The organism is Paenibacillus sp. WG02, from assembly GCF_055396115.1.
In genome coordinates, this window is the sequence record NZ_AP036016.1 from 4833903 (window position 1) to 4848701 (window position 14799).

At 47.5% G+C, this 14799-nt stretch carries 10 protein-coding genes and 1 pseudogene; 4 read left to right on the top strand and 7 right to left on the bottom strand.

Translation table 11 applies throughout. The features are described 5' to 3' along the window. Window positions 1-2: 2 nt before the first annotated feature. The 5 genes and pseudogenes from ACBP55_RS21990 to ACBP55_RS22010 form a co-directional block, all read right to left on the bottom strand. A pseudogene (locus tag ACBP55_RS21990) lies at window positions 3-1672 on the bottom strand (long-chain-fatty-acid--CoA ligase). 36 nt (window positions 1673-1708) lie between these two features. Beyond that, entirely contained in the window at window positions 1709-3481 is a 1773-nt protein-coding gene (locus ACBP55_RS21995; protein WP_464644961.1) for an acyl-CoA dehydrogenase family protein, read from the bottom strand. Between the two features lie 80 nt (window positions 3482-3561). Further along, window positions 3562-4746, bottom strand: coding sequence for an acetyl-CoA C-acyltransferase (locus ACBP55_RS22000; RefSeq protein WP_464644963.1), 1185 nt, complete (start codon window positions 4744-4746; stop codon window positions 3562-3564). Between the two features lie 74 nt (window positions 4747-4820). Beyond that, on the bottom strand, window positions 4821-7217 hold the full coding sequence (locus tag ACBP55_RS22005; RefSeq protein ID WP_464644964.1) for a 3-hydroxyacyl-CoA dehydrogenase/enoyl-CoA hydratase family protein: 2397 nt from the start codon (window positions 7215-7217) through the stop codon (window positions 4821-4823). An 88-nt stretch (window positions 7218-7305) separates the two neighbouring features. Then, window positions 7306-9339 (bottom strand): (Fe-S)-binding protein, encoded by a 2034-nt coding sequence (locus ACBP55_RS22010; RefSeq protein ID WP_464644966.1) that lies wholly within the window; start codon window positions 9337-9339, stop codon window positions 7306-7308. Window positions 9340-10064: 725 nt separating this feature from the next. On the opposite strand from ACBP55_RS22010, the gene ACBP55_RS22015 reads away from it, so the two are divergent. The 4 genes from ACBP55_RS22015 (at window position 10065) to ACBP55_RS22030 (ending at window position 13395) form a co-directional block, all read left to right on the top strand. Next, window positions 10065-10652 carry a TetR/AcrR family transcriptional regulator gene (locus ACBP55_RS22015; protein ID WP_036635501.1) on the top strand — a complete coding sequence of 196 codons (588 nt, stop codon included), beginning with the start codon at window positions 10065-10067 and terminating at the stop codon, window positions 10650-10652. 38 nt (window positions 10653-10690) lie between these two features. After that, window positions 10691-11455, top strand: a complete 765-nt coding sequence (locus ACBP55_RS22020; RefSeq protein ID WP_464644968.1) for an electron transfer flavoprotein subunit beta/FixA family protein — start codon at window positions 10691-10693, stop codon at window positions 11453-11455. 19 nt (window positions 11456-11474) lie between these two features. Continuing rightward, entirely contained in the window at window positions 11475-12458 is a 984-nt protein-coding gene (locus tag ACBP55_RS22025; protein WP_464644970.1) for an electron transfer flavoprotein subunit alpha/FixB family protein, read from the top strand. 514 nt (window positions 12459-12972) lie between these two features. Then, complete coding sequence (locus tag ACBP55_RS22030; RefSeq protein WP_464644972.1) at window positions 12973-13395, top strand: ester cyclase; 423 nt, start codon at window positions 12973-12975, stop codon at window positions 13393-13395. Window positions 13396-13487: 92 nt separating this feature from the next. On the opposite strand, the gene ACBP55_RS22035 is transcribed toward ACBP55_RS22030, so the two are convergent. Together ACBP55_RS22035 and ACBP55_RS22040 are read right to left on the bottom strand one after the other, a co-directional pair. After that, on the bottom strand, window positions 13488-14438 hold the full coding sequence (locus ACBP55_RS22035; protein ID WP_464644973.1) for an alpha/beta fold hydrolase: 951 nt from the start codon (window positions 14436-14438) through the stop codon (window positions 13488-13490). Between the two features lie 141 nt (window positions 14439-14579). Further along, window positions 14580-14789: a YezD family protein gene (locus tag ACBP55_RS22040; RefSeq protein ID WP_464644974.1), complete on the bottom strand. Its 210-nt coding sequence runs from the start codon at window positions 14787-14789 to the stop codon at window positions 14580-14582. Window positions 14790-14799 lie beyond the last annotated feature (10 nt).

Below are 14799 nucleotides of genomic sequence, written 5' to 3' on the forward strand. Positions count from 1 at the left end.
TCTTAAACCGTCTTCTCTTCCTCTAGTAATTGCCTGCGCAGCACCTTTCCAATCATCGTTTTGGGTAGAGATTGGCGGAATTCGACTTTCCGAGGCACTTTATAGGCAGCCAAACGCTCACGGCACCACAATTCTAGTTCCTTTTCCGTAAGCGTCATTCCCGGTCTTAAGACTATAAATGCTTTCACCGTTTCTCCCCGATATTCATCCGGTACGCCTGCAACAGCAGCCTCCAGAATAGCCGGATGCTCGAAGAGAACCTCTTCAATGTCACGCGGATAAATATTGTAGCCTCCGGCTATGATTAAATCCTTCTTGCGATCAACAATCGAGAAGAAACCATCCTCGTCCATACGCCCCATGTCGCCCGTATATAGCCAACCATCTCGGATGGTCATGGCCGTTTCATATTCGCGCTGCCAATATCCTTTCATCACCTGAGGCCCTTTAATGATAATTTCGCCAATTTCCCCAATCGGCAGTTCTTGACCTGAATCCGAATCCACAACCTTCGTATCTGTATCCTGAAAAGGGATCCCAATTGAGCCTATTTTCCGAAAACCCCAAATGGGATTCGCATGCGTAACAGGAGATGCTTCCGTCAACCCATAGCCTTCGATTAATCTGCCGCCTGTTAATGCCTCGAAGCGCTCTTGCACCTCTAATGGGAGAGGCGCTGAACCGCTTACACAAACGTTAATAGAAGAAATATCCACTTCCTTCACGCGTTTATGATTGATTAAAGCAATGTACATGGTTGGCGCACCTGGGAAAATCGTTGGCTTCAATGTATGAATCGTATCCAGAATCAAATTGATATCAAACTTTGGAATGAGGATCAGCATCCCCGCCCGAAACATGGATTGATTCAACAAGACAGTCAAGCCAAAGACATGGAAACAAGGGATAGCCCCCAAGAATCTTTCTTCACCTAACCGAGTACGATAGCACCAATGACTTGTTTGGTACGTATTCGCAATCAAATTGGTATGAGTCAGCATGACACCTTTGGATATCCCTGTCGTCCCTCCCGTGTATTGAAGAAGGGCAATATCCTCGTCAGCCTCCACATCTACACAAATCGGGGCGCGAGAAGCTGCACGGAGCAGCTTTTTATAAGAATAAACACCATCCCCGTAAGTGACAGCAAGGTTTGCACCATCTTTTTTCATTTTAATCGGATATAGGACATTTTTGGGAAAGGGCAAATAGTCCTTAATAGAAGTCACAATAACATGCTGAATAGGTGTTTGCGCTTTCGCCTTTTGCACACGATCAAACAGCAAATCCAACGTTACAATGACGGTTGCTCCGGAATCCGAGAGCTGGTGAACCAGTTCCCGCTCCACATAAAGCGGATTCGTCATGACGACGATCCCGCCCATCATCAGGGTTCCGAAGTAAGCGATGATAGCCGAAGGACAATTCGGCAGCATAATCGAAACCCGATCCCCCGGCTAACGCCCAGCTCTTTTAAAGCGTTGGCAAAACGATAGGACGCTTCCAGTACCTCCCGATAACGCAGCGTTTTCCCCAGGAAATACAAGGCCGGTCGGTCCGGAAATTTATGCGCGGAATCTACCAACAAACGTGCAAGATTATGCTTAGGGTACTCGTAAGTCGGCGCCACTTCAGACGGATAATGGCGCAGCCAAGGCTTTGCCTCATTCATACAAAACCATCCCCTTCAGGTTCTTGACATCGATGACTATACGATGAATTTCTCACCCTGAATAACACGTGCGGCGATGTCGCGCTTCAGACCAACCGTATTCACACTGCTGCGTCTGGACAGCTTTTTCAAAATCGACAATTGAGTCCGAAGAACATCTCCTTCTTCCATCGTACTGAGCGCTTCTTTCGCATATGCCTCAATTTTGTCAAATGCTTCATGAACAAAAACCGTTGTGATTTGGATCGCATTCTTCGCCTTCTCATCCCCTGCTTTTTCAATCTGCTTTTGCGTACGAAGAAGACCGCTTTCTGCAGCGAAAATTTGAATCATAATGTCGGCCAAATTACTTAAAACTTCCTGATTTTTTTCTAGAGCCATGCCATACTTCTGTACCGCAAGCCCACCGACCATAAGGAATACTTTCTTCGCCATTGAAACCAGATGCACCTCTTCAGCTAGCGTGCCTTCGAATGTTTGGCCTGGAACGATAGAGAGCAGTTCTGCTTGCAGCGCTTGTGCTTTTTGCAGCAAAGGCAGTTCGCCTTTCATCGCTTTTTTCACTAATGTACCTGGAATTAGCAAGCGATTGATTTCATTCGTCCCTTCGAAAATTCGGTTAATCCGTGAATCCCGATAAATACGTTCTACTTTGTACTCCTGAATAAAACCGTAACCGCCATGAATTTGCAAGCCCTCATCCGCTACAAAATCCAACACTTCAGACGCGAACACCTTATTAATGGAGCATTCCAGCGCGTATTCAGAGATCCCTTTGGACGAATGTTTACCGGCATCAGGGCTCGTATGATCAATATCTTTGAGAATGGTATCGAACAAACCAGTCGTTCTATACACCATGCTCTCCAACATATACGTTTGAATATTCATTTCCGCCAGCTTTTTACCAATCAATGGAAAACGTGAGATAGGCGTATTAAACTGTTGGCGGGTATTCGCATATTTTGAAGCTAATTCAATCGTCTCCTTGGATGCACCCAGACAACCGGTCGCCAATTTGTAACGGCCAATATTCAGAATGTTAAAAGCAATCAGGTGACCTTTGCCGATTTCACCCAATAAGTTCTCAACCGGCACACGGACATCTTCAAAATAAAGCGGACGCGTCGACGAGCCTTTGATCCCCATCTTCTTCTCTTCCGGACCCATCGTAAAGCCAGGATCACCTTTCTCCACAATAAATGCCGTGAAATCAGTGCCATTGATTTTGGCATATACGATGAAAATATCAGCAAATCCGGCATTGGTGATATACAATTTGGATCCGTTCAAAAGGTAATACTTGCCATCCTCAGATAATCGAGCCGTTGTTTTTGCCCCCAAGGCATCCGAGCCGGATGTTGGTTCTGTTAAACAGTAGGCCGCGATTTTCGTGCCTGTCGCAAGGTCGGGCAAATACTTCTTCTTCTGTTCTGTTGTACCAAAAAACACAATCGGCAGCGTGCCAATTCCGACATGCGCCCCAATAGATAAAGCAAAAGATGAAGCACGGGCAAGATTTTCACTAATCACCGTGGAACTTACTTTATCCAACCCTAGTCCGCCATAAATCTCGGGTACATCAGAGCCAAGTAATCCGAGATCCCCCGCGCTGCGCATCAGTTTTACAGTTAAATCATAATCGAGCTTTTCCAAATGCTCATCATTCGGCATGACTTCCCCTGATACAAAATCACGCGTTGTTTCCGCAATCATGCGATGCTCTTCGGTAAAATCCTCTGGGGTCACAATATCATGAAAATCCGTATCTGAAATAACAAAACTACCGCCTACGACTTTCTCCGCCATGGTTCATCTCTCCTCAAAATTAATTGTACAAGGGTAAATATTAGGATGCATGAGGGTCTAGATAGACTCTCATGAAACCATTAAACAGGATGCACTTCAAATACGCCGGCAGTTCCCATCCCACCTCCGATACACATGGACACTACACCATAGCCTCCGCCACGACGCTGCAGCTCATGAATTAAGCTCGTTGTCAGCTTCGCGCCGGTGCATCCGAGCGGATGCCCGAGGGCGATGGCGCCACCGTTCACATTCACCAAATCTTCATTCAAGCCCAGCTCGCGAATAATATGGACACATTGCGAAGCGAACGCTTCGTTGATTTCAAACAGCTTCACTTGGTCTTGCGTGATACCTGCCATCTGCAAAGCCTTCGGAATCGCCTTCACAGGCCCGACGCCCATTATTTCCGGCTCCACGCCGGAAAGCGCGAAGGCCTTAAACGTCGCCAGCGGCTTCAACCCGAGCGCTTCCGCGTGCTCGCGGCTCATCAGCACGGCCGCCGCTGCGCCGTCCGACGTCTGTGACGCGTTGCCCGCCGTCACAGAGCCGCCCAAGCTGAACGCAGGCTTCAGCTTGGCAAGCCCTTCCACGGATGTATCGGGGCGAACGCCCTCATCCGTGGCAAACACGAACTTCTTCTCGAACGCCTTGCCGCGTTCGTCAATGCCCTTCACGCTCGTGCTTACCGGCACGATCTCGTCTACGAACTTGCCGGCTGCAATGGCTGCGGCCGCCTTCTGATGGCTCCGCGTCGCGAAGCCATCCTGCGCATCGCGCGAGATTCCGAAGCGCTGCGCGACTTCTTCGGCGGTGTGACCCATGCCCATGTACACCTCGGGCATGCTCTCAACCAGCCCCGGATGCGGCGAGAGCTTGAAGCCCGTCATCGGGACGTGGCTCATGCTCTCAACGCCTCCGGCGACAATCACCTCCGCGTGGCCAAGCATAATGCGCTCCGCCGCATAAGCGATGGCTTGCAGCCCGGAGGAGCAAAAGCGATTGACCGTGATCGCCGGCACGGTCACCGGAAAGCCCGCATACAGCGACATCGTGCGGGCGAAGTTCAGCCCTTGCTCGCCTTCGGGCATCGCGCACCCGATAATGATGTCCTCGACATCACCTTTGTCGAGTCCAGGAGCACGCCGCACAACCTCTTCCAATACGGCTTTGCCTAGATCCTCCGCTCTGGTTTGAGCGAAACTGCCTTTCTTCGCGCGACCGACTGCCGTGCGTGTTATCGATACAATGACTGCTTCTTTCATCGATTTCACCTCATTATGAGTAATAGGCATGCACCATTCGTGGCTTTCTAATTAGAAAGGCAAGGTCTTCTTCTTTAGTTCCGCAGTGCTTTCCCTTTGGAAAGCATGTATTGCATGCGCTGTTGTGTTTTCAGCTCTCCACAAAGACTAAGGAAGGCTTCACGCTCTAGATCGAGCATATATTGCTCAGTGACTAACGTTCCTGCCGGCACATTCCCTCCAGCAAGTACGTGCGCGAGCTTATTTGCAATCAATTGATCGTGCTCACTGATATATCCGCCTTGGCGCATCGTATACGCAGCAATTTGCATCACCGCTTTGCCATTCTCGCCAACGACGCGGATTTTCTCTTGCACTGATGACGGCGTGTATCCAGCCGCTTCCATGCGAAGAACCGCTTGCTTCGCTTCATAAATACGATGATCCGGATTCACAACAACCGTGTCCCCAGCACGCATATAGCCAAGACGTTTCGTATCATGTCCGCTCGTCGACACCTTTGCCATGGCCACCGTTTCAAAAATCGCATTGATCCAAGGCTGAAGATCGACTTCCGAGTCACGAACCTGTTGACTTGCTAGAAGTGCTAGCTCCTTACATCCGCCGCCGGCAGGAATTAAGCCAACTCCCACTTCAACGAGACCATAATACGTTTCCGCTGAGAAAATGATTTGGTCTGCCGGCATACAAGCCTCAACTCCGCCACCAAGCGTCATCTTGTGAGGCGCAGCAACCACTGGCTTTTCCAGCCTTTTGAGCTTCAGCATGGAGTTTTGGAATAATCGAATGATGCCGTCTACTTCATCCCACTCGCCATCCTGCGCTTCCATTAACAACAGCATCACATTGGCGCCGACACAGAAATTTTTGCCTTCGTTAGCGACAACCATACCGCGATAGTTGCTGCGTACTTCGTCCACGCTTTGCTGAATCATCGTGAGAATATCGGCCCCAATGGCATTGTTCGGCGAGTGAAACTCTAAGCAAGCAACCCCGTCTCCAATATCTATCAAGCTCGCGCCGCTATTGGAGCGGATGACTTTATTTTGCTGTTTTAAAGAGGCTAGTGAAATGAGCTCTGGCCTTATTTCAACGCCGCGAAACTCATTTTTCAGATAGTAAAAGCTTTGGCCTTCCTTGCTCTCATAAAAGCTGTCATGACCGGCAGCGATCCATGCTTTTACCCATTCAGGCACTTTACTGCCTTCAGCTTCCATTCGTTCCACAGAACGTTTCAACCCAATGGCATCCCACGTTTCAAAAGGACCGAGATCCCAGTTAAAGCCCCATTTGAGAGCATTATCAATCTCGACAATGGAATCTGCAATCTCATCTAATTTCTCAGCGGAATACAGCAGCACTGGCTTCAAAATGTTCCACGCCAGATCCGAATATCGATCTTTGGCGCTCAGCAAAGCCTTTAACTTCCCTACCGTACCTTTCGCCTGCTTCGCAGCTTCCAAAGAGCCTGAACTAATTTTGCGGCTTGCCGAATATTCCATGGTAGTTAAATCTAAGGATTGAATTTCTTTGCCTGCTTCAGACTTCACTTTTTTATAAAATCCTTGGCCTTGCTTCTCTCCGATCCAGCCTTTTTCAACCATCGTTTTCAAAATGGCCGGTGTATTGAAAATTTCCTTCTCTGCCGGGTCAGTCACAAGATCAAACACGTTATTGGCCACATGAACGAATGTATCCAGACCTACCAAGTCCAGCGTACGGAACGTCGCGCTCTTAGGGCGGCCCATTGCCGGACCTGTTACCGCATCTACTTCTTCTACGGTATATCCACTTTCAATCATCTCACGCAAAGTAACCAAAAGCCCATAAGTGCCAATTCGATTGCCGATAAAATTCGGCGTATCTTTCGCTTGAACAACACCTTTTCCAAGCTTTTTCTCACAAAAATCAGTCATAAATGCGACAATTGCAGGATCTGTCTGTTCATTTGGAATCACTTCCAATAATTTCATATAACGAGGCGGATTAAAAAAATGAGTGCCAAGGAAATGCTTTTTAAACTCCGGGCTAGCGCTTTGGACCATGGCATTGATTGAAATGCCTGATGTATTCGAGGAAACTATGGTTCCCGGCTTCCAAACGGATTCTATACGGCTGATAAGCTGCTGCTTCGCTTGCAAATTTTCCACAATAACTTCAATAATCCAATCCACATTTCCAAGCTTCGCTAAATCATCCTCCAGATTGCCTGGTGTAATTCGTTCAGCGAAAGCATCACTGTACAGGGGAGCAGGGTTCGTCTTCTTGAGCTTATCCATCGCGTTAAGAGCAAATCGATTACGCACCTTGGGATGATCTAACGTAAGGCCAGCAGCTTCTTCTTGCGGCTGCAGTTGGTTCGGCACCATATCGAGCAATAACACAGGAATGCCTACATTTGCCAAATGGGCAGCGATGCCGGAGCCCATTACACCGGAGCCGATAACGGCCGCTGTACGAATCTTTGTCATATGGAAATTTCCTCCTACATGATTTTTTCAGTTTTCGCATCAACCTTGACTTTAAAATGCTCGACTTTAGGGCTACGAAGTCGATTACCTAAGGCGTTCCAAACACAGACAAGGCAAGAATTTCAGCGATATCTCGCGCCTTAACCTGCTCCCAGGCCTCCTTAAGCTTCGTTCCATCCTCCACCATCGTTAAGCAATAAGGACAGGCAGAACTGATTACTGTGGGATTCACACTCAAAAGCTGTTCAGTGCGCGCTACATTAACGCGTGTACCTGCGGTTTCTTCCATCCACATCATGCCGCCTCCGGCACCGCAGCACATACTGTTCTCACGAGAACGGTCTTGTTCAACCAACTCAACCCCTGGAATTGCTCGCAGTACATTGCGCGGTTCCTCATACACTTCGTTGTAGCGGCCAAGATAGCAAGAATCGTGGTACGTAATACGCTCTCTAACTTCATGCTGCGGCTTAAGACGCCCCTCTTTCACCCACAGATCCAACAGCTCGGTGTGATGGAAAACGTCAGCCGTAAGGCCAAATTCGGGATATTCATTTTTGAATGTATGATACGTATGCGGGCACGTCGTTACGATTTTCTGAACCTTATACTTTTGAAAAGTCGCAATATTGTCCGCACACAGCTGTTGGAATAGAAATTCATTGCCCATACGGCGAGGTGTATCGCCTGAATTCTTCTCTTCATTGCCCAAAATGGCAAAGGAGACGCCAGCTTCTCTCATCAATTTCACAAAAGAATGCGTGATCTTACGGCTGCGATTATCGTAGGCTCCCATGGATCCCAAGAAAAATAAGTACTCGAATTTCGGGTTTTCCTTCACCGTACGCACACCGAGTTCATCATCGGGATCTACTTCTTTGACCCATTTCACGCGATCATTCCGGCTAATGCCCCAAGGATTTCCTTGTCTCTCGATGTTCTGCAGAGCCCGCCTGCCATCATGAGGCATGCTGCCTTGCGTCAATACAAGATGTCGGCGTAGATCGATAATCTTATCCACATGCTCATTCCCTACAGGACATTGATCTTCACAATTGCGGCAGGTTGTACAAGCCCACAGCTCTTCTTCCGTAATAACGCCGCCAATTAGCTCAACTTCAAGCGGGTTATGGGTACTTGGACTAGCGAAAGCAAAAGCTGGCACCCATGGTGACTTCGATGTGATGGCGGCGCCTTTTTCCGTCAAATGATCACGAAGCTTCGTAATCAAATGCATCGGCGAGAGCATCTTGCCTGTTGTATTCGCGGGACACACATTCGTGCAGCGACCGCATTCTACACAAGAGTAGAAATCAAGCATCTGCTTCTGCGTGAAATCCTCGATTTTGCCTACACCGAACGAATCCGCCTCTTCATCCTCCAAATCCAGAGAAGCCAATTTACCAGTAGGCTCCGTGCGGCGCAGCAAGATATTGATAGGTGCTGTAATAATGTGAAAATGCTTCGACTGCGGCACATAGATTAGAAATGAGAGTAGGATCAGCAAATGCATCCACCAGCTTATATAGAAACCAACCGTTGCCGCTGTATGCGAAAGGCCGCTAAAAGCTGCTGCAAACAGAGATGATATTGGTGCAAATGCGGATGTCTCCATCCCTTCTTTTACCCGTTCAAACCCACCGCTGACGACAACAGATAGCATCAAGAAAAAAATGAAAAATATAACGATACTAGGCTTCCAACCGCGTTTCAGCCGTTTCAGTTTCTCTACATAACGGCGATAAGTAGCGTATCCCATAGCTAGAAGAATCAGCGCTACCGTCACTTCCTGCATCAAAGTGAAGTAATTGTAGCCCGGTATTGGTAACCCATGGCCAATTAATCCCTTCAAAATGAGATCCAGCGCCCCAAGCTGCAAAATAATGAATCCATAAAAGATTACAATGTGCATGATGCCGCTCTTCTTATCCTTCAATAGCTTGGTCTGGCCAAATACCTGAATCGCAAACTCCTTCAACCGCGCCTTCGCTTCCGTTTTCAAATTCACAGACTTGCCCAGCCTGATGTACAAATAGCGGTGATACACAACTCGGACAAATAAATAAACCGCAAACCCCGTAACCGCAAGAAATAAAAGAAACTGAATGAGCGAACCGGTCATTGAGGACCCTCCCTAGCGTTTTGCGTTAGCAAAACTTTCTTCGCAAGCTTTTTCTGTGTTTTCTTGAGACTCATTAAGATTTCCTAAAATCTCGTAAGATTTCGTGAGATTTCGTGAGATTTCGTAAGATTTCGCAAGAGTGAGCTTAGCAAGTCCCCCCTACTACTCCATCCAAAATCCCCGCAAATTAGATTTTTTGAGCGATTACCAGATAATAAGAGCCTTTAGAGACTGCTATTTCCTCATTTTCGTTGCCTTCTCTGGCTTTAAGAGCCTCTAGAGACTCTTATTCCACATGAATCACACCATCTTGCTCGGAATCCAGGTAAATAGGAGCCTCTGGAGACTGTTATTTCCCTATTTTCTTTGACTTCTACAGATATAGAAGTCTCTAGGGACTCTTATTCCACACTAGCCGCACCATCCAGCACGAATCCATACAAATGTGCACCATTATATCACTCCACCAAATGGAATCCGAGATCCACTCATCCCGCTAAGTAACCGCTTACATTCATGTATCGTAAAAAAGCAAGTTCCATTAGACCCTATTTCCAGAGTTGAAAACTGCTTCATTGTGAAGTGTAAGCCGGCAAACTTTCCTACTTGCTTTAATCAGCTGAATAAGTCGTTGACAAGGCGTACTGCGTATTTTATGATGAAATTATGAAAATGAATGAGTATTCATTCACCGATATTTGTATTCTAACACCGAGGTGATCTCCTTGACAAGTGGCAAAAAACCAGACAAGTATTACGCAATACTCGAAGGCGCTCTAAAAGTGTTTGCTGAGCACGGCTTTCATAAATCCCAAGTCTCCAGAATCGCCAAGGAAGCTGGAGTTGCCGATGGTACCATCTATCTTTATTTCAAGAAGAAGGAGGATATTTTGACCAGCCTGTTTCAGGAGAAATTAGGCGAACTTGTAGAGAAACTCAATAATGGGCTGAATGACCAAATGACAGCAAGAGAAGCGCTGCACAAAGTATGTGAGATTCATTTCAGCGTCCTGGAAGAGAATATTCATCTTGCCTACCTCACCCAAATTGAACTCAGACAGAGTGATCTTGAGCTTCGCAAAGAGATTGGCCTTGCACTAAAGAGATATATTATCCTCATTGAAAATATATTAGAAAAAGGGAAGAAAGACGGCAGTTTCCGTCCTGATTTTGAAGTGAAGCTTGTGAGGCTTCTCATTTTTGGCGGTATGGATGAAGTCGTTACTTCTTGGCTTATTTCCGGGCAGAAGTATTCGTTAACCGCTCAAGTTGGACCTACCATTGATTTTTTCATGAAAGGCATCGAGTCTTAAGGTCTGTATAACATGTATATTCAGGAAGGAGCTTGACTATGGATATTTTTGTTTTGTTGAAGCAAACGTTTGACACGGAGGAAAAAATCGTCCTGAAGAACGGGGCCGTTCAAGAAGATGGCGTGAAATTCGTCATCAATCCTTACGATGAATATGCGGTTGAGCAAGCTATTCAAATTCGAGATGAGCTGGGCGGCAAGGTTACTCTGCTCTCCGTTGGTCCCGAACGTACTGCCGAAGCGCTACGAACTGCGTTGGCGATGGGGGCTGATGAAGCTGTTCTTATCTCCGATGAGCGCATTAAAGGAGATGAGTTCGAAGTGGCTGAAATTTTGGCCAACTATTTGCGCGGACAGTCAGTCGATCTCCTATTAGGCGGTAATTTCTCTGTCGACAATGGGGCTGGGCAAGTCGCAATCCGACTCTCCTCCCTCCTCGGCTTACCTCATGTAGCCTCAATAACGAAGTTGGAAATTTCCGAAGGAAAAGCGGTTGCCCACCGCGATGCAGAAGGCGATATTGAAGTGATCGAGGTACCTCTCCCTGCTCTGTTCACGGCACAGCAAGGCTTGAACGAGCCGCGCTACCCTTCACTTCCTGGCATTATGAAAGCAAAGAAAAAACCGTTCCAGCACTTATCGCTAGATGATATTGATGGCGCTGATTCTGCTGTCGCCAAAACAGAACGCCTTGACTTGACCTTGCCTCCCGAGCGAAAGGCTGGCCGCATACTAAAAGGCGACCTTCCACAGCAAGTTACCGAACTCGTGCAAGCATTACGCAGTGAATCCAAAGTGATCTAAATAAGGGGAGGCTACATTCATGAGCAAAACATATCTCGTTGTTGCAGAAGCACGCGGCGGCAAGCTGCGGCAAGTATCCTTTGAAGCATTACGCGCAGCGCAGCTTTCCGCTGCTGATGGCGATGCCATCGCCGCCGTTTTGATTGGCGGCGCAGGAAGCAAAGCGCTTGCCGGTGAGCTTGCGGCATATGGCGCAGACACCATCTATGTTGTCGAAGACAACCAGCTGGAGAGCTACAGCTCGGAAGCCTATTTGAGCGCTTTGCTGGCCGTCACGGATACCGCCCAGCCAGGCGCACTCTACTTCGGCCACACGGCAGCTGGCCGAGATCTCGCACCGCTGGCCGCGGCGAAGCTCGCAGCTGGCCAGCTCTCGGACGTTACAGCTATCTCGCGCAGCGGGGATAGCGTGCAGTTCACGCGACCGCTTTACGCTGGCAAAGCCGTCGAAAAGAAAGCGTTTACCGACCCGAATGGCACATGGGTCGTCACGATAAGACCGAACAACATCGCAGTCTCCGAGCCTGACGCTTCGCGTCAAGCTGAGGTCATCGATGTTGCTTACCCCGCTCCCTCCTTGCGCAGCATCATTAGGGAGGTCGTCAAGAAAACGTCCGGCACCATCGACTTGGCAGAAGCCAAGATCGTTGTCTCCGGCGGACGGGGCGTGCGCAGCGCCGATGGCTTTCAGCCGCTCGAAGAGCTGGCTGCCGTTTTGGGCGGCGCTGTCGGGGCTTCCCGCGGAGCCTGCGACGCGGGCTACTGCGAGTACGCGATGCAAATCGGCCAGACCGGCAAGGTCGTGACGCCGGAGATCTACATCGCGTGCGGCATTAGCGGCGCCATCCAGCATCTTGCCGGGATGAGCTCTTCGCGCGTCATCATCGCCATCAACAAGGATGCTGAGGCGCCGATCTTCAAAGTCGCCGACTACGGCATCGTCGGCGATCTGTTCGAGGTCGTGCCGCTGCTGACCGAGGAATTCCGCCAACTATTGAAGTAGAGGCTCCCTCTCTACTCGTAAATTATCCACCCTGATATTAGGCTCAGCCTGCTATCGGGGTGGTTTTTTTTAATATAAAGGGAGATTAGATCGCTGAATCCACTCCATTGTACATTTTCCAATGAAACATCTTAAAAGACAGGATAAAAAGTAATTCCACTGTATGAAATACAGTGCTTTTCCCGAAAACGGCTCAGGAATAGGCCATTGGAGGACATTCTATTGCATAATTCCAATGGAATGATGAATGTTCTGAGATCGCGTTGGTTTTCATTGTATTTTCTCCAATGGATCTACATATTTTATCTACTCGGTATTACCAATCGCTCATCCAAAGCTCATTTAATGCATTTGTGATGTACCAACAATCATTCATGGCTCATTAATACTCTTGTAATACACTTTAATCGACCCCCACTTAGATTTGCCCATGATCGCCGCAAATTCTTTGCTTGAACTCCACCCGGCTATCCAGTAAACTCAACATACATTCATAATGACAGGAGCATTTCCTATGCCTAAAACACCAACAGAAATCGTTCAGCAGTTTTTCAACCAAGTTCGTTCTGGCAAACAACCCGATGCCGCCATTCAATACATGGCCGAGCAGGTGCTTGCTCATCAAATGACCGCAGAAAACGAAACCACTGTTGGGCGCACACCAGCCAATTATGCTGACCACGTTAGGGAAATGATCGCAGCCTACGGTGATTTCCACCTTGAGGTACAAGAACTTATTGCACAGGATGATCGTGTTTACGTACGTTGGAAACAGACCGGCACTCATATTGGAGAAGTCGACGGCTTTCCGCCAACTGGACAAACCATCATTGAGATCGCCAGCGCTGTGTATCGCATCGAAAACGAACGAATCGTAGAATACTGGATACAAATCGATCGTGAAGGCATTCGTCAGCAGCTCCAAAGAAACGCCTAATTCACCTTGTTTCTCATTAAAAAGCAAAAGCTGCCCCTCACTCATAGATTTCTCTATAAAGAGGAGCAGCCTTCTTTATTCACTTCGTTATTCTAACCCCTAGATGCAACCCGCTCATTCAGCCATGCTGCAATGTCATCCATGACTTCATCTCGATTCACTTCATTCAACATTTCATGTCTGCCTCGAGGGTAGAGCTTACTGCTAACATTCTTAAGCCCAAGTTCCTCGTACATGCTAAGCAGCTTGCGCACACCTTTACCTCCACCAACTGGATCATCTTCACCTGAGAATACGTATAACGGCAAATCTTTACGAATTTGGTTGATGTGCTTTGCTTGATGAATTTCCTTTAGTCCTCGAAAGAAATCTCTGAAATAACCCGATGTAAATGTAACGCCGCAATAAGGATCGTCTACATACTTATCAACTTCACTTGCATCATTACTTAGCCAATCGAATGGCGTTCGGTTCGGTGCGAATCTTTTATTAAAAGCTCCAAATGATAGAGACGTAACAAGCTCACTCCGGTGATGATCTCCTCGAATAGCTGCTTCTGCTGTAGCAATGGCGATTGCTGCTTGTAATGCTGGTCCCTGTTTCCCATTGGTGCCTGACAAAATAATTCCTTGAACGTGGTCCGGATGTTTTGTTAAATATGATACCATGTAGTGCTGCGTTAGGAATGAGCCCATACTATGGCCCATCACAAACACAGGAATAGGATTAGAATACCTTTTACGAATCTCGTTAGTGATCTGTCCCATATTTTCAACCATGCCATGAAAGCAATCTTTGCCAAATTTACCTACGGCTTCTGGTGTTCCTGCTGTTCGTCCATGCCCCAAATGATCGTTTGCATACACAGCATAACCTTGGCTCGTTAATAATGCAGCTAGCCTCTCATACCTAACGGCTGTCTCGGACATGCCATGTGCGATTTGCACAATCGCTTTTATTTCACTGGTCTCATCAGGCAGCCATTCATATACATAGTTATTATTCTGCATGGAGTCTTTCCATATAAAATGCTTCTTCTGCATAAGATCCCTCCATTAACTTTCCATTTCACTCCAAAATGTTACGCCTGTTCATCCTCATTATAAAGCTTCCGCTCCATGAAAACAGCCCCCTTTCCGCAGAAAGAGGGCTTGTAGACCACTTTAATATTGAAACGCTATATGCTAACCTTTACTCGTTTGTTTGACTGATTTTACTGCTTGCAATTGGGATTGCGGATGAGATGACGCGTCGTATCGTTTTCTCTCTGTCTTATCGATTTGAGCTATTTTACCATCGTGAACGACGATTTGAACGGAACCGTATTCCAACCCGTTTAACATTTGTTTAATTCTATCCACCCAAATATCATCTAACTCTAGTGGTTTCGCCATTCTCTTACCT